Origin of the sequence: Neobacillus rhizophilus, assembly GCF_018343535.1 — a bacterium.
Lineage (GTDB): Bacteria > Bacillota > Bacilli > Bacillales > Cytobacillaceae > Neobacillus > Neobacillus rhizophilus.
On the sequence record NZ_JAGYPF010000006.1, the window covers coordinates 270,922 to 290,873 of the forward strand.

17 protein-coding genes, 2 rRNA genes and 1 riboswitch are annotated in these 19,952 nt (G+C 46.3%); of the genes, 2 read left to right on the top strand and 17 right to left on the bottom strand.

Translation table 11 applies throughout. The features are described 5' to 3' along the window. Positions 1 to 80: 80 nt before the first annotated feature. Positions 81 to 392: a YgaP family membrane protein gene (locus KHA99_RS28545; RefSeq protein ID WP_213120901.1), complete on the top strand. Its 312-nt coding sequence runs from the start codon at positions 81 to 83 to the stop codon at positions 390 to 392. 58 nt (positions 393 to 450) lie between these two features. Here the strand turns inward: KHA99_RS28545 and purD are convergent, their stop codons facing one another. The 15 genes from purD to KHA99_RS28620 all read right to left on the bottom strand — a co-directional run bounded on the left by purD (position 451) and on the right by KHA99_RS28620 (position 15,161). Next, positions 451 to 1,722 (bottom strand): phosphoribosylamine--glycine ligase, encoded by a 1,272-nt coding sequence (purD, locus tag KHA99_RS28550; protein WP_213120902.1) that lies wholly within the window; start codon positions 1,720 to 1,722, stop codon positions 451 to 453. 15 nt (positions 1,723 to 1,737) lie between these two features. After that, positions 1,738 to 3,273 (bottom strand): bifunctional phosphoribosylaminoimidazolecarboxamide formyltransferase/IMP cyclohydrolase, encoded by a 1,536-nt coding sequence (gene purH / locus KHA99_RS28555; RefSeq protein ID WP_213120903.1) that lies wholly within the window; start codon positions 3,271 to 3,273, stop codon positions 1,738 to 1,740. After that, the gene (gene purN / locus KHA99_RS28560) at positions 3,251 to 3,853 is read right to left on the bottom strand and encodes a phosphoribosylglycinamide formyltransferase (protein WP_213120904.1); all 603 of its coding nucleotides are present in this window, start codon (positions 3,851 to 3,853) and stop codon (positions 3,251 to 3,253) included. The genes purH and purN overlap by 23 nt, the downstream gene beginning before the upstream one ends. Further along, positions 3,850 to 4,884, bottom strand: coding sequence for a phosphoribosylformylglycinamidine cyclo-ligase (purM, locus tag KHA99_RS28565; RefSeq protein WP_213120905.1), 1,035 nt, complete (start codon positions 4,882 to 4,884; stop codon positions 3,850 to 3,852). The genes purN and purM overlap by 4 nt, the downstream gene beginning before the upstream one ends. A gap of 5 nt (positions 4,885 to 4,889) precedes the next feature. After that, positions 4,890 to 6,299, bottom strand: a complete 1,410-nt coding sequence (gene purF / locus KHA99_RS28570) for an amidophosphoribosyltransferase (RefSeq protein WP_213120906.1) — start codon at positions 6,297 to 6,299, stop codon at positions 4,890 to 4,892. Then, positions 6,275 to 8,506 carry a phosphoribosylformylglycinamidine synthase subunit PurL gene (gene purL / locus KHA99_RS28575; protein WP_213120907.1) on the bottom strand — a complete coding sequence of 744 codons (2,232 nt, stop codon included), beginning with the start codon at positions 8,504 to 8,506 and terminating at the stop codon, positions 6,275 to 6,277. The genes purF and purL overlap by 25 nt, the downstream gene beginning before the upstream one ends. Continuing rightward, positions 8,490 to 9,173 (bottom strand): phosphoribosylformylglycinamidine synthase subunit PurQ, encoded by a 684-nt coding sequence (gene purQ / locus KHA99_RS28580; protein ID WP_213120908.1) that lies wholly within the window; start codon positions 9,171 to 9,173, stop codon positions 8,490 to 8,492. The genes purL and purQ overlap by 17 nt, the downstream gene beginning before the upstream one ends. Next, entirely contained in the window at positions 9,170 to 9,424 is a 255-nt protein-coding gene (gene purS / locus KHA99_RS28585; RefSeq protein ID WP_213120909.1) for a phosphoribosylformylglycinamidine synthase subunit PurS, read from the bottom strand. Before purS ends, purQ begins: the two co-directional genes overlap by 4 nt. Beyond that, on the bottom strand, positions 9,417 to 10,130 hold the full coding sequence (gene purC / locus KHA99_RS28590) for a phosphoribosylaminoimidazolesuccinocarboxamide synthase (protein WP_372447645.1): 714 nt from the start codon (positions 10,128 to 10,130) through the stop codon (positions 9,417 to 9,419). The genes purS and purC overlap by 8 nt, the downstream gene beginning before the upstream one ends. 108 nt (positions 10,131 to 10,238) lie before the next feature. Then, the gene (gene purB / locus KHA99_RS28595; protein WP_213120911.1) at positions 10,239 to 11,537 is read right to left on the bottom strand and encodes an adenylosuccinate lyase; all 1,299 of its coding nucleotides are present in this window, start codon (positions 11,535 to 11,537) and stop codon (positions 10,239 to 10,241) included. A 3-nt stretch (positions 11,538 to 11,540) separates the two neighbouring features. Next, positions 11,541 to 12,695 (bottom strand): 5-(carboxyamino)imidazole ribonucleotide synthase, encoded by a 1,155-nt coding sequence (gene purK, locus KHA99_RS28600; RefSeq protein ID WP_213120912.1) that lies wholly within the window; start codon positions 12,693 to 12,695, stop codon positions 11,541 to 11,543. Further along, positions 12,682 to 13,170: a 5-(carboxyamino)imidazole ribonucleotide mutase gene (gene purE / locus KHA99_RS28605; RefSeq protein ID WP_213120913.1), complete on the bottom strand. Its 489-nt coding sequence runs from the start codon at positions 13,168 to 13,170 to the stop codon at positions 12,682 to 12,684. The genes purK and purE overlap by 14 nt, the downstream gene beginning before the upstream one ends. A 136-nt stretch (positions 13,171 to 13,306) precedes the next feature. Continuing rightward, positions 13,307 to 13,408, bottom strand: a riboswitch (purine riboswitch). An 87-nt stretch (positions 13,409 to 13,495) separates the two neighbouring features. Next, positions 13,496 to 13,693 carry an NETI motif-containing protein gene (locus tag KHA99_RS28610; RefSeq protein WP_213120914.1) on the bottom strand — a complete coding sequence of 66 codons (198 nt, stop codon included), beginning with the start codon at positions 13,691 to 13,693 and terminating at the stop codon, positions 13,496 to 13,498. After that, positions 13,690 to 14,232 (bottom strand): DUF2179 domain-containing protein, encoded by a 543-nt coding sequence (locus KHA99_RS28615; protein ID WP_213120915.1) that lies wholly within the window; start codon positions 14,230 to 14,232, stop codon positions 13,690 to 13,692. The genes KHA99_RS28610 and KHA99_RS28615 overlap by 4 nt, the downstream gene beginning before the upstream one ends. A gap of 56 nt (positions 14,233 to 14,288) precedes the next feature. After that, positions 14,289 to 15,161: a mechanosensitive ion channel family protein gene (locus KHA99_RS28620; protein WP_249366990.1), complete on the bottom strand. Its 873-nt coding sequence runs from the start codon at positions 15,159 to 15,161 to the stop codon at positions 14,289 to 14,291. A 604-nt stretch (positions 15,162 to 15,765) separates the two neighbouring features. Here KHA99_RS28620 and KHA99_RS28625 point away from each other — a divergent pair. Beyond that, positions 15,766 to 17,157: a TolB family protein gene (locus KHA99_RS28625; protein ID WP_213120917.1), complete on the top strand. Its 1,392-nt coding sequence runs from the start codon at positions 15,766 to 15,768 to the stop codon at positions 17,155 to 17,157. A gap of 43 nt (positions 17,158 to 17,200) precedes the next feature. Here KHA99_RS28625 and rrf read toward each other — a convergent pair. Both rrf and KHA99_RS28635 read right to left on the bottom strand, forming a co-directional pair. After that, positions 17,201 to 17,317, bottom strand: a 5S ribosomal RNA gene (gene rrf / locus KHA99_RS28630). Between the two features lie 86 nt (positions 17,318 to 17,403). Further along, positions 17,404 to 19,952, bottom strand: a 23S ribosomal RNA gene (locus KHA99_RS28635); the annotation flags it as partial.

Below are 19,952 nucleotides of genomic sequence, written 5' to 3' on the forward strand. Positions count from 1 at the left end.
TTATACTATCATATTTTGTAATTTAAAGCAGTAAAGAAAATGATAAATATTGTAAAATTTTTGTGAAGGAGTGAACAAAAATGAAAATAACACCAAACATAGGGATTTTAAACGCCCTAATCCGTATTACCGTTGGACTTACCTTGCTTTCTTGGTGCACTGCTAAATTGGTGAAGCAGCCATGGAGAGATTCCTACTTGTTCGTCGCTCTTTGCGGGGCCATGAAGGTGGCGGAAGGAATTGTCCGCTACTGTCCGATGACGGCATTATTTGAAAAGTGTCAGTGCATGGTCGATGAAGGGAAACTCGGCGGATCTGTTGATGGAAACATTGATGCCGCTGATGGGGTTGAAGGGTTGACCGGGGATGCCATGCCGTATAATCCGACCTGATTTTTAAATTAGTAAAGTTTTAAAAAAGGGCTGTCCGCAAGTGCGGCAGCCCTTGAATCTAGAAGACGTGCGCGATAGCCTTAAAACCTATATCCCTCCGGTAAAAAACACCATCCGGCGTTAATTTTTCAAGCTCAGCATAAACTTTTTCCTGGGCTTCTGCCAAATTCCCAGCCTTAGCACCAACCAAAAGAACGCGGCCTCCAGTTGTCACAAACTCACCGGCTTCCTTTTTAGCGGTTCCAGCATGAAATACATAAACCTTCTCAGGATCTAGTTCGCCCAAGCCCTCCAAAACAGCACCTTTTACGTAATCCCCAGGATATCCTTTGGAAGCGACCACCACTCCAAGCATAGCCTCTTCATCCCACTCAAGAACAGGAGTGCCACCATCCAACAATTCATTCACCACTTGAACTAAGTCTGATCTCAAGCGCGGTAAAATTACCTGAGTTTCCGGATCGCCAAAACGGGCATTGAACTCAATTACCTTCGGACCGTTCTCCGTTTTAATCAGACCTGCATATAAAATCCCGCAGAAGCTTCTACCTTCTTGAACCATGGCTTTGGCCGCTGGTTTCAGGATAGTTTCAACGGCTGTCTGAACAATTTCTGCGCCAATTTGCGGCACCGGTGAATAGGCACCCATCCCGCCGGTGTTCGGTCCTTTATCGCCGTCAAAAGCCCGTTTATGATCCTGGGCGATTTCAAGAGGAACCACTACCTCGCCATTGACGAAAGCCATTAAGGAAAATTCTTCTCCGTCCAAAAATTCCTCAACTACTACCCGGGCAGAAGCAGCGCCGAACTGTTTATCCAATAACATGCTTTTGAGGCTTTCCAGTGCTTCCTCCATGGTCATGGCCACGGTAACACCTTTCCCTGCTGCCAGCCCATCAGCCTTTATGACAATTGGAGCACCCTTCTCTTCAACATACTGACGGGCCTCGTCATAAGAAGTAAAAACAGCATAATCAGCCGTTGGAATTTGGTACTTCTCCATTAATTCCTTGGCGAATGACTTGCTTCCTTCGATTTCAGCCGCCGCCTGACGCGGTCCAAATACCCTTAGCCCTGCCTCGGAAAACTTGTCGGCCAATCCCTCAAGAAGCGGCACCTCTGGACCGATTATCGTCAATGCGACGCCCTGTTCCTTGGCGAACTGGATCAGTTGTTCGTGGCTGGATTCCTCAATCGCAACAAGTTCTGCCACATCTGTCATGCCAGCATTGCCAGGGGCAGCAAACACTTTCTCCACCTGCTGGCTTTCGCTCGCTTTCCGGCAAATCGCATGCTCTCTACCACCGCGGCCAATTACCATAATCTTCACTGTTCTTCACCCCGATTAATGTTTAAAATGTCTGACGCCAGTAAACACCATGGCAATTCCATATTCGTCCGCTTTTTTAATTGAATCCGCATCACGGATGGAGCCGCCCGGCTGAATAATCGCTGTAATCCCCGCTTTCGCTGCAGCTTCGACGGTATCGTCCATTGGGAAGAAAGCATCGGAAGCAAGCGCCGCACCTTCAGCCTTTGCACCTGCCTGCTTAAGGGCAATTTCTGCAGAGCCGACACGGTTCATCTGTCCAGCACCGATTCCAAGCGTCATGTCCTTGTCAGAAACGACAATAGCATTGGATTTCACATGTTTAACAACCTTCCAGCCCAGCTTTAACGCAGCCCACTCAGCGTCTGTCGGCTGTCTCTTCGTTGGAATTGTAATGTTCGCATCTTCCAGACTATATCGGTCCTGATCCTGTACAAGCAGTCCGCCTTCAATCGTAGTCATTTTCCGTTCTGCTTTTTGCCCCAATTCAAATGGAATGGTTAAAAGACGCAAGTTCTTTTTAGAGGTTAAAACTTCTAATGCTTCCTTCGAGAAAGAAGGGGCAATAATAATTTCCAGAAAAATTTCATGGAGCTTGCGGGCTGTCTCTGCATCCACTTCCTGGTTTAAGGCAATAATTCCGCCGAAAATGGAAACGGGGTCCGCAGCAAACGCCTTTTCAAAGGCTTCGAATACAGTTTTTCCCGTGCCGACTCCGCACGGATTCATATGCTTAACTGCAACTGCCGCTGGTTCGGTGAACTCTTTCACGATTTGCAGCGCTGCATCAGCATCGTTGATGTTATTATAGGAAAGCTCTTTGCCATGAAGCTGGTCGGCATAAGCAATCGAGAATTTGGAACCAAGCGGCTTTTTGTAAAAAGAAGCCTTTTGATGAGGGTTTTCTCCGTAACGAAGCGATTGCTTTAATTCATAGGTAACCGTTAATTTCTCCGGATTTTCTTCCTGCGCAAGGTTAGTCATATATTCCGCAATTAACGCATCATAAGCGGCAGTATGACGGAATACCTTAGCCGCAAGCTTTCTTCTTGTTTCAAGCGTTGTTTCCCCGCTGGCTTTTAATTCTGCAAGCACGGTTTCATAGTCAACAGGATCGACAACCACGGTAACATATTGATGGTTTTTTGCAGAAGCGCGAAGCATTGCTGGTCCGCCGATATCGATGTTCTCAATCGCATCATCAACCGTCACATCCGGCTTTTCAATTGTCTGCTGGAATGGATAAAGATTGACACAAACAACCTGAATTGGATCGATGTGATGCTCTTCTAGCTGCTTTTGATGGTCTGCTTCGCCATGTTTCGCCAGCAAGCCGCCGTGAATAAATGGATTTAATGTTTTAACACGGCCTTCCAAAATTTCCGGAAATCCGGTAACGTCCGTTACACTAAGAACAGGCAGCCCCTGATCCTGGAGCATTTTTTTCGTCCCGCCAGTCGAAACAATCTCAAATCCTAGATTGATCAATTCCTTTGCAAATTCGCTTACCCCGTTTTTGTCTGATACACTAATTAGCGCGCGCTTTTTCATTTTGTAATGCATCTCCTTTTGTCAATAACATCTGCAGAATGGATGGGTATAGCTTGTGTTCAATCTCCTGAATCTTCCACTGTAGGCTTTCTCTCGTTTCATTTTCCTCAATTCGTACCCGTTCCCGGACAATGACCGGCCCTGTATCCATTCCTTCATCGACAAAATGGATGGTCACGCCGCTCCATTTGGCGTGTGCAGCTAATGCCTGGCCAATCGCATCCTTGCCCGGGAAGTCAGGAAGCAATGAAGGATGGATATTGATAATCCGTCCTTCATATTCACTTAACAAGGTAGAGCCAACCAGCCTCATATAGCCTGCCAGCACAATCAATTCGACTTGTTTATTTTTCAATAACATGACGATTTCTGATTCATAAGCTTCCTTGTTTGGATAGTCTTTGGCGTTAAAAACGAATGTAGAGATTTCAGCCTCCCGCGCCCGTTCAATCACATAAGCACCCGGTTGGTCGCAAACAAGCAGGGAGAGATTTGCAGAGAGCTGCTTCGCTTGGACAGCGTCGACAATCGCTTGAAAATTACTTCCGCTTCCGGATGCAAAAATTGCGATATTTTTCATCGACGTCCACCCCTGCCATTAATTTTGATGCCTTCGCTATCAGTTACTACTCCGATTTCATAAGGGGTTTCGCCACTTTGACGGAAGTGTTCCAGTACATCCGCAGCATCTTCCTTATTCACCGCTATTACCATACCAATTCCCATATTAAAAATATTATACATCTCTTTATAGTCAATTTGTCCAAGCTCGGAGATCAGCTTAAACACATATGGAATATTCCAGTTTTTCTCATCGAGCTCCGCCCCTAGTCCTTGGGTGAGCATCCTTGGGATATTCTCGATAAATCCGCCGCCAGTGATGTGGGCCATTCCTTTGATGTTGAATTTTTTCAATGCTGATAAAATTGGCTTTACATAGATTTTTGTCGGTTTCAGCAATTCTTCTCCCAAGGTGCAGCCAAGTTCATTCACAAATTCAATCAATGACCAATCGTTAAATACCTTCCGTACTAAGGAATAGCCATTGCTATGGATACCGCTTGACGCAAGACCAATCAGGACGTCGCCTGCCTTAATCGATTCACCGGTAATCAAGTTGGACTTTTCACACGCTCCGACCGCAAAACCTGCCAGGTCATACTCATTTCCGCGGTAGAGTCCCGGCATTTCCGCTGTCTCTCCGCCAATTAAGGCACAGCCGGCCTGCTCACAGCCATCGGCAATCCCTTTGACAATTGCTTCAATCTTTTCAGGGAGCGCTTTGCCCGTTGCAATGTAATCAAGGAAATACAATGGCTCTGCACCTTGGACGACAATATCATTGACGCACATTGCCACGGCATCAATGCCGATTGTATCGTGTCGGTCCATCGCAAAAGCAATCTTTAGTTTAGTTCCTACCCCGTCCGTTCCTGACACCAAGACCGGCTCTTTTAAGTTTAGGGTCGATAAGTCAAACATCCCGCCAAAACCGCCGAGGCCGCCCAAGACGCCGGCCCGGGCTGTTTTTTGGACATGCTTTTTCATTCTTGCTACGGCTTCATAGCCAGCTTCGATATCAACACCAGCTTGTTTGTATGCATTAGCCACTGCTGTCACCCCTTTTGGTAGTAGTATTGAAGTGTATCTGGATAGATTTCAGTCGGATAATTTCCGGTAAAACAGCCAAGGCAAAATCCGTTTGTTCCTTCCGTCTGACCAAGGGAGACAAGCATCCCTTCAAGGCTTAAGAACGTTAAGGAATCTGCGCCAATCAGCTGTCTGATCTCCTCAACCGATTTATCCGAAGCAATTAATTCTTCCTTTGAGGATGTATCGATTCCGTAGTAGCATGGGTTTTTGATTGGCGGTGAGCTGATGACAACATGCACCTCGGTCGCCCCTGCTTCCTTTAGCATTTTGACAATTCTTCTGCTTGTTGTTCCGCGGACAATCGAGTCATCGACCATGACGACACGCTTCCCTTCGACTACCCCCCGGACAGCCGACAGCTTCATTTTTACCCCTTGCTCACGGAGCGACTGGGACGGCTGGATAAAGGTCCGGCCGACATATTTATTTTTAATTAAGCCCATTTCGTAAGGAATGCCCGATTCTTCCGCATAGCCAATCGCGGCTGAAATGCTGGAATCTGGGACACCAGTCACCACATCTGCTTCTATCGGCGCCTCCATGGCCAATCGCTTGCCCATGTTTTTGCGGGCCGTATGGACATTTATTCCTTGGATGTTGCTGTCCGGTCTTGAAAAATAAACATATTCCATCGTACAAATCGCTTTTGTTGAACTGACCGAAAACATTTCTGACTTGATTCCATTTTCATTGATGATTAATAGCTCTCCTGGCTCAACATCACGAATATATTCGGCGCCAATTACGTCAAACGCACATGTTTCCGAAGCTACCACATAAGCATCGCCAAGGCAGCCAAGCGAAAGCGGCCGTAATCCATGCGGATCAAGTGCCACCATTAATTCGGTTTCGGTCAAAATCAAATACGCATAGGCTCCTTTTAGCATCGAAAGAGCGTTTTTCACCTTGTCGTTCATGTTCGGAAATCCGCTTCTTCTGATTAAGTGGGCGAGAACCTCTGTATCTGAGCTCGTTTGAAAAATGCTGCCCTGGGCTTCGAGCTGATGTTTTAAAGAATTCGCATTTACTAGATTGCCATTATGGGCAAGTGCCAGACTCCCTGTTTGCGAATGAAACAGGAGGGGCTGGACATTCTCGTAGCCCCCTCCTCCCGCTGTTGCATAGCGGACATGACCAATCGCTGTGTTGCCAGTTAACTCTGCCATTCTATCAGCAGTAAAAATTTCTGTAACCAGTCCTTCGCCCTTGACCACTTTCAGTGTATTGCCGTCATTAACGACAATGCCGGTTCCTTCCTGGCCGCGGTGCTGCAGGGCATGCAGCGCGTAATAAGTCAGCTGGGCTGCATCCTTATGACCCCAAACGCCAAAGACTCCGCACTCCTCGTTTAATCCCTTGATTTCAGCAAGCATGGGATTGCCCCCTTCCAGGCAGCTTTTAATTCTTCCACAGACGACTCAAGGACTGTTTGCTCTCCAGATACCACGCTCATTGTTCCTGAATTATTCACTTCGCCAATCAAGGCAGCTTCTACTAAACTTTCAAACTCAGCTTGGTGTTCCTTTTTCACAGATAAAAGGAAACGGGACTGCGTTTCACTGAATAAGGCAGAAACTAGGTTTCCAGCGACATTCACTCTCGCCCCAAGCTGTGGATTTTCAAACAGACATTCTGCTAAAGCGACTGAAAGGCCGCCTTCTGACAAGTCATGAGCAGACTGAACCACTCCGGCACGAATCGCCGCAAGAACTTGCTGTTGTCTGTTTTTTTCGATTTGAATATTTAATTCCGGTGCCTTTCCAAAAATCCGGCCATTGTTAAGGAGCTTTTGCAGCTCGCTGCCGCCAAATTCGCCCTTCGTTTCACCAACTAAATAAATCAGGTCACTGCTGGTTTTAAAGTGCTGGGTTGTAATATGGTCAAGGTCTTCGACGAGTCCAACCATCCCAATAACAGGTGTCGGATAAATCGCAGTACCGCTTGTTTCGTTATATAAAGAGACGTTTCCACCGATAACTGGTGTCTCTAACACCCGGCAGGCCTCACTGATACCGTCCGCCGCTTTTTCAATCTGCCAAAATACTTCCGGCTTTTCCGGATTACCGAAATTAAGGTTATCGGTAATCGCTAGTGGTTCCGCGCCAGAACAGATGATATTTCTTGCTGCTTCCGCCACAGCAATTTGCCCGCCTGTTTCCGGGTCTAAATAGACGAAGCGGGAATTACAGTCTGTTGTCATCGCTAGTGCTTTGCGGGTACCGCGGATTCTTACTACGGAAGCGTCTGAGCCTGGAGCGATGACTGTATTGGTGCGAACCATATAATCGTATTGTTGATAAACCCATTCCTTGCTGGCTACAGTTGGCTGGCTTAATAGTTTTACCAGTGTTTCTTTTAAGTTTTCTACTTGTGGAATTTCGTTCTCCATCGCCTGGAATTCTGCAAAATATGCAGGCTCCATGGATGGCATGTTGTAAACAGGCGCGTCCTCCGCTAAGGAATCGACCGGAACGTCGGCTACCACTTCACCGTGATGAATCAAGCGAAGTTTCTTGTCATCCGTTACCTTTCCAATTGCAACAGCCTCTAAATCATATTTTTCAAAAAGCTCGACGATTTCCTGTTCGCGGCCTTTTTTCACCACTACCAGCATCCGTTCCTGTGATTCTGAAAGCATCATTTCGTAAGCTGTCATTCCTGTTTCCCGCTGCGGCACAAGATCGAGGTTCATCTCGATTCCCATTCCAGCTTTGCTGGCCATTTCCGCTGAAGAACTGGTAAGACCGGCTGCACCCATATCTTGAATGCCGACAAGTGCATCTGATTGGATCAACTCAAGACATGCTTCTAGAAGAAGTTTTTCCATAAATGGGTCGCCGACTTGTACGGCTGGACGGTCTTTGTCGGATTCCTCCGTCAATTCTACAGAGGCAAATGTTGCCCCGTGAATGCCATCGCGGCCTGTTTTCGCGCCGACATACATAACGGTATTTCCGGCACCGTGCGCTTGGCCTTTTTTAATATCCTTATGATCAATTAGGCCGACACACATTGCGTTAACGAGCGGGTTGCCCTCATAACAATCTTCGAATTGGATTTCGCCGCCAACAGTAGGGATTCCGATACAGTTTCCATAACCGGCAATCCCGGCAACGACTTCTTTAAAAAGGTATTTGACTCTGGAGGAAGAATCCAGCTCGCCAAAACGAAGCGAGTTTAATAGGGCAATTGGACGTGCGCCCATCGAAAATACATCACGGATAATCCCCCCGACTCCGGTTGCCGCACCCTGGTACGGTTCAATCGCGGATGGATGGTTGTGGCTTTCAATCTTAAATACAACCGCCTGACCATCGCCAATGTCAACGATACCTGCACCCTCGCCAGGACCTTGAAGAACCTTTGGGCCACTGATTGGGAACTTTTTCAATACAGGCTTTGAGGTTTTGTAGCTGCAGTGCTCAGACCACATGACAGAGAACAGGCCTGTTTCGGTATAATTCGGTGTCCTGCCCAGGATATTTTCAACCAAGGCAAATTCCCCATCGGATAAACCCATTTGCTGATATAGTTTCTCTTGCTTAATCTGTTCTGGATTTGGTTCAAGCTTTAACAACATGTGCTTCCCTCCAAGCCTTTACGATTGATTGGAACATTTTCAGACCGTCCGCGCTTCCGAGCAAGCTGTCAACAGCGCGTTCAGGGTGCGGCATCATTCCGAGCACGTTTCCTTTTTCATTGATGATTCCGGCGATATCAGCGAGGCTTCCGTTCGGGTTTTGCTGATAGGTAAAGACGATTTGGTTGTTTGCCTTTAATTGTTCGAGTGTTGCTTCGTCGCAATAATAATTTCCTTCGCCGTGGGCGACTGGAATGGTGATGGTTTGCCCTTGTGCGTATTCACCTGTAAATATTGATTCGTTATTTTCTACCTTTAATTCGACTGGTTTGCATATAAATGAAAGAGTTTCGTTTCGTCTCATTGCCCCTGGCAGCAGGCCTGCTTCTAAGAGTATTTGAAATCCGTTGCATACACCCATTACCGGCTTGCCGGCCTCGGCCGCTTTGATGACTTCCTTCATGACCTTGCTGAAGCGGGCAATCGCACCTGTGCGGAGGTAATCCCCATAGGAGAAACCGCCTGGGAGGAGAATTCCGTCAAATTCATCTAAGTTGTCTGTATCATGCCAAACGTATTCGACTTCCTCACCGAGTTCGTCTTTTACGGCATGGTACATATCGATATCACAGTTGGATCCCGGAAAAACGATGACCGCAAATTTCACTGTGCGACACACTCCTCTACTTCGTATCGGTAGTCTTCGATAACCGGATTGGCGAGCAGCTTGCTGCAAATTTCGTTGATGACTTCATCGATATCGCGTTCTGATTTTTCAAGTGTCAGTTCCATGTATTTACCGATGCGGACGTCCGCTACTTCTGGATAATTTAATGAGTGGAGGGAATGGGTAACGGCCTTTCCCTGCGGGTCCAATACGCTCTCTCTTAATGTGACGAATACCTTAACTTTATACATGCTGATGTCCTCCAAGTCTTTTAAGAATAGTTTCATAGGCTTCGGTTAAGCTTCCTAAATCGCGGCGGAATACGTCTTTATCAAGCTTTTCGTTCGTCTTCTGGTCCCACAGGCGGCAGGTGTCAGGAGAAATTTCGTCGGCTAATAAAATTTGCCCTTCTTGGTCTTTGCCAAATTCAAGCTTGAAGTCGATAAGATTAACACCAAGATTATCGAAAAAGTTTATTAACACTTCATTTATTTGCAGTGCTTTATCACGTAAAATACCGATTTCATCAGCAGTCGCGGCTTTCAGTTCGAGGATGTGGCTTTTTGTGACGAGCGGGTCACCCAAGTCATCGTTTTTTAAATAAAATTCCACGATCGGCGCTGATAGAGGGCGGCCTTCTTCGACTCCCAAACGTTTTGAGAAGGATCCTGCAGCTGTATTGCGGACGACGACCTCAAGCGGGATTATGGAGACCTTTTTAACTAATTGCTCTGTTTCGGATACGCGTTTGATGAAATGCGAGTCTATTCCTTGTTCTTTAAGCTTTAAAAATAGCGAACTAGTAATCTCGTTATTCAAACGGCCTTTGCCAGTAATGTCTGCCTTTTTTTGGCCGTTAAAGGCGGTGGCAGAGTCTTTATATTCGATTAAGACAATTTGCGGGTCGTCCGTTGTGTAGATACGCTTCGCTTTTCCTTCATATAGCATTTCTTTCATCATGGATCGCTCCTTATTTTCAATATTGGGAATCTTCGGAATAAGTAAAGGGGCATAACCATGTTAGTGATGCCCCTGTTTAATTTTTTTTCGCGTTAACTTGTCGCCTTAAACATTTAATCCTAATCGATCAAAAATGGTATCTACATGCTGGAGATGATAGCTGTAATCAAAGCAATCAGCAATTTCGTCAGCAGACAGCTTAGAGGTGATTTTTTCTTCCGCTTCGACTAAGCTGCGGAAGGGAACCTGTTTTTCCCATGCTTCCATTGCCTTTGGCTGGACCGTGTCGTAAGCCGCTTCGCGGGATAAGCCTTTATCAATCAGTGCTAACAGCACGCGCTGGGAGTAAATCAAGCCAAGCGTGCGATCCATGTTGCGCTTCATGTTTTCCGGATAAACCGTCAAATTCTTAATAATATTGCCGAAGCGGTTTAGCATGTAATTCAATGCAATTGTTGCATCCGGCAGAATAATCCGCTCAGCCGAAGAATGGGAGATATCGCGCTCATGCCATAACGGAACATTCTCATAAGCCGTCATCATGTAGCCACGAATGACGCGGGCCATCCCTGTCATGTTCTCGGAACCAATCGGGTTACGCTTATGCGGCATCGCAGATGACCCTTTTTGTCCTTTTGCAAAAAACTCTTCTACCTCACGCGTTTCACTTTTTTGTAAGCCGCGGACTTCTACGGCAAATTTTTCAATAGAAGTGGCAATTAACGCAAGCGTCGACATGTAATAAGCATGACGATCACGCTGCAAGGTCTGTGTAGAAATCGGCGCTCGTTGAATTCCTAATTTTTCACAAACGTACTGTTCGACAAACGGGTCGATGTTGGCATACGTTCCAACAGCACCGGAGATTTTCCCAAACTCCACACCTTGGGAAGCCTGCTTAAAACGCTCAAGATTCCGCTTCATTTCTTCATACCAAAGGGCAAGCTTTAAGCCAAACGTTGTTGGCTCCGCATGTACGCCGTGCGTCCGGCCCATCATAACCGTATATTTATGTTCGATTGCCTTATTTCGCAAAATCTCAATAAAGTTTTCTATGTCTTTTAATAAAATCGCATTGGCCTGCTTTAAAACATAGGAGAGGGCTGTATCAACAACATCTGTAGAAGTTAAGCCGTAATGCACCCATTTACGCTCTTCGCCTAGTGTTTCAGATACGGCACGGGTAAAGGCAACAACATCATGCCTTGTTTCTTCCTCAATTTCCTTAATCCGGTCAATATTAAAGGAAGCATTTTCGCGCAGCTTTTGAACATCCTCTTTTGGAATCTCGCCTAACTCGGCCCACGCTTCACATGCGAGAATTTCCACCTCAAGCCAAGCGTTATAGCGGTTCTCCTCCGTCCAAATGGCTCCCATTTCTGGTCTAGTATAACGATCAATCATCTTTTATCCTCCGATCTTCACTGTGGCAGCCGCCCAAATGCTGCTCTTTTGGATTTCAACAAGGGCATCTTCTACATTATCACGCAAGATAGTAACATGGCCCATTTTTCGCTTCACCTTTGGTTCTTTTTTTCCGTACAAGTGAACCTTCCAATCGTTCATGGCCGGAATTTCTTGATATAAGCTTTCAAGATGCTCCCCTAATAGGTTGACCATAACAACTGGTTTTAATAGCTTAGTGCTCCCTAATGGCCAGCTGCAGATTGCCCGTATATGCTGCTCAAATTGCGATGTTTCGCAGGCCTCAATGGAGTAGTGCCCGGAATTGTGCGGCCGCGGCGCCAATTCGTTAATATAAATTTCACCGTCAGCAGTCACAAACATCTCCACCGCCAGCGTTCCTGCCAATCCTAGGTAGTCGGCAATCTGCTTTGCCTTTTGAATCGCCAAAGCCTGTGTTGCCTCCGAAATCCGCGCCGGGACAATCGTCTGATGCAATATATTGTCTACGTGAATGTTTTCTGCTACTGGTAAAATCGCTGTTTCCCCATCCAGTCTGCGCGTCACAATCACGGAAATTTCTTTTTTAAATGGCACCCATTTCTCCAGCACACAATCACCATGATTGATAAGGGCTGCCCCTTTTTCCAAGTCACTGTGGTCCTTTATAACCAACTGGCCTTTCCCGTCATAGCCGCCTCTTGCCGTTTTCAATACAGCAGGATAACCAATGGCCTCAATTTTTAAAAATAAATCTTCCATACTGTAAATCTCTTCGTATGGAGCGACTTCCACCCCAGCCTGCCGAATCGCCGCCTTTTCAGTAATCCGGTTCTGGGTGATGGTCAATAGCTTTGGTCCCTGCGGAACATAGGCCTGTTCGCAAAGCCAGCTTAATGTATCTGCATCAATATTTTCAAATTCATACGTGATCACGTCACTTACCGCAGCTAACCGGCTGATTGCCTCGCGGTCATCATAAGCGCCGATGACTTCCACATCCGCCACTTGCCCGCAAGGAGAGTCCGCTGTCGGTTCTAAAACGGCGATCCTAAAGCCTTGAGCCTTGGCTGCCAATGCCATCATTCTGCCAAGCTGGCCGCCGCCGATGATACCGATTGTCGCCCCTGGTAAAATAACTTTATTATTCAAGTTCATCACTGCTTTCTAACACTGCGTTTTTAGTAGCTTCCCGTCTTGCTTCCAATCTGTCCGCTAACTCCATGTCAGTGGCAGCGAGAATTTGTGCCGCCAAAAGCCCGGCATTCATTGCACCAGCCTTGCCAATCGCGACTGTCGCAACCGGTACGCCGCCCGGCATTTGCACAATTGACAGCAAGGAGTCGAGTCCGTTTAAAGCCTTTGTCTGGACAGGAACACCGATGACAGGAAGGGTTGTTTTCGCAGCCACCATCCCCGGCAAATGCGCTGCCCCGCCTGCTCCAGCGATAATTACCTTTAAGCCTTTTTGTCTGGCATCTTCTGCGTATGAAAACATCAAATCTGGTGTCCGATGTGCAGAAACGACTTTCTTCTCATATGAGATTTCAAGCTCTTCCAAAATATCGCATGCATGCTTCATAGTTTCCCAGTCCGACTTGCTTCCCATAATTACGCCGACCAAGTTCTTCATTCCGCTGGTCCCCCTATAAAACTTTTTTAGAAAAATAAAATACCCGGAACAAATGGTATCTCTAGAAGAGAAAGCCATTTGTCCGGGCATGGAAAATCAAGAACACAAATCTAAGGGGGATGCCCCTTATGTGCCGAACATATTGACTTTCCCTCATAGTCCAATAATTTACGGTTATTGGGTAGAGACTTATGGGCCATATTCCCATGGATATATGAGGGTAAGAATAATTTCATAATTTCTAAACTTATCTTACCAAGCATTTTAGTAGGCTGTCAACCAATAATCGAACATTATTTTTAAATACTACTATAATGTTCGTGTTTTACTCAATAATTCTTGCTTCAAAGATAATTTTCCTCCCTGCTGGTTCGTAAACGGTTTCATTGCCTTTCTTGACCTCTTGAAAAATAGGTTTCTCTATTCGGCTTACAGGCGTATACCCCTGCTCCTTTATCCGATATAAACACTCCTCAATACTCTCATTATCCTGAACCTCAAATTGCATTTTCTTTTTGCTCATTTAAATAATTTACCTCGTTTCACGGATTTGACCCAGAAACCGCCATGAATGGTTTTGGGCTCATAGGCAATGATGAAGGCTTTTGGGTCAATATTTTTAATCGTATCATATAATTTTAACTCAAACTTTCTTGGCGTAAGAATCTGCAGTGCCATCCGGTTTCCTTCCAGCCCATGCGCCTCCCAGTCGGTCACGCCATAGCCATTTTCCCTTAACAGCTTCGGTAAATTCTTATCATATTCTGCTGTGATGACATTGACGGTAATATAGCCGAGAGCCAGCTTCTCTTCAATTTTCATACCGACAATAACGCCAATCCCATAACCGACTGCATAGGCTATCAGGTTCTGAATCTCATTTAGATTTTTTAAAACCAGGCCCAGCCCCATCACATAAATGACTACCTCAATCATGCTAAGGAACGCAGCCAAATACCTCTGCCCTTTTAAAGTTAGAATCATCCTTATAGTAAAAAAAGACACATATACAATATTAATGATGAGGATAATTGCCACCATAAAAAAACTATTTTCCAACATACGAATGCCCTCCTAAACGGTGCTTCCCCTACTTTAACATATTCATCAAATCAAGGTCAGTCAGAAGGGACGTTCGCTTTTTCCCTGGCAAGCCGATTCGCTGCCTGTTTAATGAACAGCGTATCTTCCGCAAGCATGATGTCGTGGTCAAAAAGTGTTTGGGCTATAATCCTTCTTGCCTTAATACCGGCTTCCCAATAAAAAGCGTCATCGACCAGTCCGGTGATGGTATACTCAATCCCATGATAGTTAGCGTTGATAGCCGTAATGCCAAAAACACTAAAGGGCTCTACAATACAATTTTCTCCGTCCATCTTTAAGCAGTCTTGATTAACTTCATTTATTTTTTCACAGGCCAGCTCCAAGATCGATAAAACCTCTTCGGGGTTCTCCCGATAGCTGATCACCACGTTTTCAATCACGCGCATTTGTTCAATATTATAATTATGAATTTGTTTGATTTCCCCATTGCTGATCGTTAACAACTTCCCGCTCCACTCACGGATTTTAATAAACCGCAGGCCGATTTCCTCAACATTACCGCTAAAGGTATTATTAACAGTGATAAAATCCCCTTTATGAAGCTGTTTTTCATAAATTAAAAAGGTCCCCGAGAGGAGGTCTTTAATCAGGCTTTGCGCACCAATACCAACAATAACCCCGACTACCCCCGCCCCGGCCAGAAATCTCCCAAAGTTATCGACATATTGAGATAGAGCGTAGAAAATAACCCCAATCGTCGCAAAATACCTAGTAAAGGAGCGGACCATACTCGCAATCGTCTCCTCTTTCCGCTCCTCAATAAAATGCGTCTGCTGAAAAAACTTATGAATAACCCGATTAATCACAAACACACCCAACCAAGCAATCACAGCAGCAAAAAAAATACTCGTCAATTTATACTCATCAAGCCAATCAAACCATGCCATCATTCCACCTCCAGTGAAGCATGGGGACGGTTCTTGTGCATCACTTCACCCCGCCTATCCTTATTCTTTACAAAGAATCGCAGGATTTACTATTTTTGGGGGAAAATATTGAAACATGGGGAAGCATGGGGACGGTTCTTTCGTTTAAAAAGCCGTGAAGTTGAAGCAAAAGAACCATTCAAGACAATAAAAAACACTTCCCAAAGAAGGGCTGATGAAAGACCATTTTTCCCTTTGGCATGAACCGTTTTGATATTCATTGATTCTATGAAGACCATTTTCCTCCTTGGTATGAGGCATCTTGGTCTTCATTGACCTTATGAAGACCATTTTCCTCCTTGGCGTGAGCCATTTTGGTCTTCATTGACCTTATGAAGACCATTTTCCTCTTTGGCATGAGCCATTTTGGTCTTCATTGACCTTATGAGGACCATTTTCCTCCTTGGCATGAGCCATTTTGGTCTTCATTGACCTTATGAGGACCATTTTCCTCCTTGGCGTGAACCATTTTGGTCCTCATTGACCTTATGAAGACCATTTTTTCACTTGGCGTGAGCCATTTTGGTCTTCAAGACCTTATGATGGTCTTTTAAGAAGGGGAATAATGGATATCTCAACTTCCACTCAGCCATTTTTTTATCTTAAAAAAACCGGTGCAAGAAGTCGTATTTTTCAGGAGTCTGGAACCGGCCCTTTGCATCAGGTTAAATGGGGTGATTTCGTGATTAGAACCGTTCTGCTTGCCATTTTGCTTACTTTTACATTCCTAAGTAATGCTTTCGCCACTGTTCAGGAAAAGGCAGCTTTTATTCGCCATGATGATTTATGGATAAAAATCAACAATAAAGAAGGACGGTTAACTAAAGGTGAATATGTAAGGTACCCAAAGTGGTCCTATGACGGACAATGGCTTGCCTATTTAAAGGCCGTTAAACAGGATGGAAATATCGTTTATGATGGCGAGCTATGGCTCTGTAATCTTCATACTAATAAACATTTTAAGATGGCTTCAAAAGTTAACAGAAACTTTCAATGGTCCGGCCGGAATAATAAACTTGCTTATCTTATCAACAGGACTCTTTATGTAGTAGATACTAAACCTTCTAAATCCTTGGTGGCTTCGACGCTGGCTCAAGGCGTGGAGAACTTTTCTTGGCTTCCTAACGGGGATGGTTTATTGATCTCCGCCAAAAAAAGTGAACAGCTTCATTCTGATATTAATTTATCAAGGGTTATGTTAGAGGTGGACAGGCAAAGGCCGATTTTAAAGAACCTGTTTACAATACCAGTTGGGGAGGATGAATACTTTGTCAGCACAAGCTCGTTTAAGTGGTCATCTGATAAGGGCTGGATTAGCTTTTTATTAATTCCGACTGCTTCCATGTCGGCAGATGCGAATACACTTTGTCTTCTGTCTGCTGACGGGGCGGTTTTTAAAAAAGTGGATGAGATGCTGAATTATGCGGAATGGATGCAGTGGGCGCCCGCCGGAACTAATTTAGCTTATATTGGCGGAGTCGGAAGGGAAGCGACTTATAATAAGCATTTGTTGCTGGTAAGGCCTACTACTTTGAAAAAAGAGCTTATAACGCCAGCTAAGGGATATGCCGACCGGGATTTAGTTTGGAAAAATGAAACGGTAGTGATTGTTTCCCGATCAGCCGAAAGTAAGGAGGGCAGACTGGATGAACGGCCTTTTCCTCAGTTATTAGAGGTAAATCTCCTTACCGAGAAACAAAAGCAAATTACCTTTCCTCCAAAAAATAAAGGTGATTTTGTACCAATGGTTAGAAAGGAACAGCTTTTTTGGATAAGGACTGACCGACAGAAAGCAGACGTACTTACTTCCCACTTTAATAAAAGAGAAAAACATTGGATTAAAAACATTACGGTCCCAAGCAGTTATTATGAAAAGTGGAATTGGGAAGAGGTATTTGATTTATATACTGGGGTGATGCATGGGGACGGTTCTCATGCATTATTCAATCCTAAATAGCCAACAAAAAAAACAACCATTTTCAGGTTGTCTTTTTTTGTTGGCCCGGCAGCGTCCTACTCTCACAGGGACTTGCGTCCCAACTACCATCGGCGCTGAGAAGCTTAACTTCCGTGTTCGGGATGGGAACGGGTGTGACCTTCTCGCCATTGCTACCGGATCTATTGAATTTGAGGTTTCATTCCCTCAAAACTAGATAATGCAGAAGAAGTTTAGTAAAAACGAGTTCGCCTTACTTAATATGACTTGGTTAAGTCCTCGATCGATTAGTATCAGTCAGCTCCACACGTCACCGCGCTTCCACCTCTGACCTATCAACCTGATCATCTTTCAGGGATCTTACTAGCTTGACGCTATGGGAAATCTCATCTCGAGGGGGGCTTCATGCTTAGATGCTTTCAGCACTTATCCCGTCCGCACATAGCTACCCAGCGATGCCTTTGGCAAGACAACTGGTACACCAGCGGTGCGTCCATCCCGGTCCTCTCGTACTAAGGACAGCTCCTCTCAAATTTCCTGCGCCCACGACGGATAGGGACCGAACTGTCTCACGACGTTCTGAACCCAGCTCGCGTACCGCTTTAATGGGCGAACAGCCCAACCCTTGGGACCGACTACAGCCCCAGGATGCGATGAGCCGACATCGAGGTGCCAAACCTCCCCGTCGATGTGGACTCTTGGGGGAGATAAGCCTGTTATCCCCAGGGTAGCTTTTATCCGTTGAGCGATGGCCCTTCCATGCGGAACCACCGGATCACTAAGCCCGACTTTCGTCCCTGCTCGACTTGTAGGTCTCGCAGTCAAGCTCCCTTGTGCCTTTACACTCTGCGAATGATTTCCAACCATTCTGAGGGAACCTTTGGGCGCCTCCGTTACATTTTAGGAGGCGACCGCCCCAGTCAAACTGCCCACCTGACACTGTCTCCCACCCCGATAAGGGGTGCGGGTTAGAATTTCAATACAGCCAGGGTAGTATCCCACCGACGCCTCCACCGAAGCTGGCGCTCCGGCTTCTCAGGCTCCTACCTATCCTGTACAAGCTGTACCAAAATTCAATATCAGGCTACAGTAAAGCTCCATGGGGTCTTTCCGTCCTGTCGCGGGTAACCTGCATCTTCACAGGTACTATAATTTCACCGAGTCTCTCGTTGAGACAGTGCCCAGATCGTTACGCCTTTCGTGCGGGTCGGAACTTACCCGACAAGGAATTTCGCTACCTTAGGACCGTTATAGTTACGGCCGCCGTTTACTGGGGCTTCGATTCAGAGCTTCGCTTGCGCTAACCCCTCCTCTTAACCTTCCAGCACCGGGCAGGCGTCAGCCCCTATACTTCGCCTTGCGGCTTTGCAGAGACCTGTGTTTTTGCTAAACAGTCGCCTGGGCCTATTCACTGCGGCTCTTCGGGGCTATTCACCCCAAAAAGCACCCCTTCTCCCGAAGTTACGGGGTCATTTTGCCGAGTTCCTTAACGAGAGTTCTCTCGCTCACCTTAGGATTCTCTCCTCGCCTACCTGTGTCGGTTTGCGGTACGGGCACCTTTTATCTCGCTAGAGGCTTTTCTTGGCAGTGTGGAATCAGGAACTTCGGTACTATAATTCCCTCGGCATCACAGCTCAGCCTTAAGGTGAACGGATTTTCCTATTCACCAGCCTAACTGCTTACACGCACATATCCAGCAGTGCGCTTACCCTATCCTCCTGCGTCCCCCCATCACTCAAACGATAAAGAGGTGGTACAGGAATATCAACCTGTTGTCCATCGCCTACGCCTTTCGGCCTCGGCTTAGGTCCCGACTAACCCTGAGCGGACGAGCCTTCCTCAGGAAACCTTAGGCATACGGTGGATGAGATTCTCACTCATCTTTCGCTACTCATACCGGCATTCTCACTTCTAAGCGCTCCACCAGTCCTTACGGTCTAGCTTCAACGCCCTTAGAACGCTCTCCTACCGCGGACACCATAAGGTGTCCACCCACAGCTTCGGTGATACGTTTAGCCCCGGTACATTTTCGGCGCAGAGTCACTCGACCAGTGAGCTATTACGCACTCTTTAAATGGTGGCTGCTTCTAAGCCAACATCCTGGTTGTCTAAGCAACTCCACATCCTTTTCCACTTAACGTATACTTTGGGACCTTAGCTGGTGGTCTGGGCTGTTTCCCTTTTGACTACGGATCTTATCACTCGCAGTCTGACTCCCACGGATAAGTCATTGGCATTCGGAGTTTGTCTGAATTCGGTAACCCGATGAGGGCCCCTAGTCCAAACAGTGCTCTACCTCCAAGACTCTAACTACGTGAGGCTAGCCCTAAAGCTATTTCGGAGAGAACCAGCTATCTCCAAGTTCGATTGGAATTTCTCCGCTACCCACACCTCATCCCCGCACTTTTCAACGTGCGTGGGTTCGGGCCTCCATCCAGTGTTACCTGGACTTCACCCTGGACATGGGTAGATCACCTGGTTTCGGGTCTACGACTACATACTATTTCGCCCTATTCAGACTCGCTTTCGCTGCGGCTCCGTCTCTTCAACTTAACCTCGCATGCAATCGTAACTCGCCGGTTCATTCTACAAAAGGCACGCCATCACCCATGAACGGGCTCTGACTACTTGTAGGCACACGGTTTCAGGATCTCTTTCACTCCCCTTCCGGGGTGCTTTTCACCTTTCCCTCACGGTACTGGTTCACTATCGGTCACTAGGGAGTATTTAGCCTTGGGAGATGGTCCTCCCTGCTTCCGACCGGATTTCACGTGTCCGGCCGTACTCAGGATCCACTCAGGAGGGAACGAAGTTTC

What these genes read in the sequence shown, in the direction of transcription:
- KHA99_RS28545 (WP_213120901.1), top strand. Translation starts at nt 81, where the DNA reads ATGAAAATAACACCAAACATAGGGATTTTAAACGCCCTAATCCGTATT.
- purH (WP_213120903.1), bottom strand. Translation starts at nt 3,273, where the DNA reads ATGAAAAAGCGCGCGCTAATTAGTGTATCAGACAAAAACGGGGTAAGC.
- purN (WP_213120904.1), bottom strand. Translation starts at nt 3,853, where the DNA reads ATGAAAAATATCGCAATTTTTGCATCCGGAAGCGGAAGTAATTTTCAA.
- purF (WP_213120906.1), bottom strand. Translation starts at nt 6,299, where the DNA reads ATGCTTGCTGAAATCAAGGGATTAAACGAGGAGTGCGGAGTCTTTGGC.
- purL (WP_213120907.1), bottom strand. Translation starts at nt 8,506, where the DNA reads ATGTTGTTAAAGCTTGAACCAAATCCAGAACAGATTAAGCAAGAGAAA.
- purS (WP_213120909.1), bottom strand. Translation starts at nt 9,424, where the DNA reads ATGTATAAAGTTAAGGTATTCGTCACATTAAGAGAGAGCGTATTGGAC.
- purC (WP_372447645.1), bottom strand. Translation starts at nt 10,130, where the DNA reads ATGAAAGAAATGCTATATGAAGGAAAAGCGAAGCGTATCTACACAACG.
- purB (WP_213120911.1), bottom strand. Translation starts at nt 11,537, where the DNA reads ATGATTGATCGTTATACTAGACCAGAAATGGGAGCCATTTGGACGGAG.
- purK (WP_213120912.1), bottom strand. Translation starts at nt 12,695, where the DNA reads ATGAACTTGAATAATAAAGTTATTTTACCAGGGGCGACAATCGGTATC.
- purE (WP_213120913.1), bottom strand. Translation starts at nt 13,170, where the DNA reads ATGAAGAACTTGGTCGGCGTAATTATGGGAAGCAAGTCGGACTGGGAA.
- KHA99_RS28610 (WP_213120914.1), bottom strand. Translation starts at nt 13,693, where the DNA reads ATGAGCAAAAAGAAAATGCAATTTGAGGTTCAGGATAATGAGAGTATT.
- KHA99_RS28615 (WP_213120915.1), bottom strand. Translation starts at nt 14,232, where the DNA reads ATGTTGGAAAATAGTTTTTTTATGGTGGCAATTATCCTCATCATTAAT.
- KHA99_RS28620 (WP_249366990.1), bottom strand. Translation starts at nt 15,161, where the DNA reads ATGGCATGGTTTGATTGGCTTGATGAGTATAAATTGACGAGTATTTTT.
- KHA99_RS28625 (WP_213120917.1), top strand. Translation starts at nt 15,766, where the DNA reads ATGGATATCTCAACTTCCACTCAGCCATTTTTTTATCTTAAAAAAACC.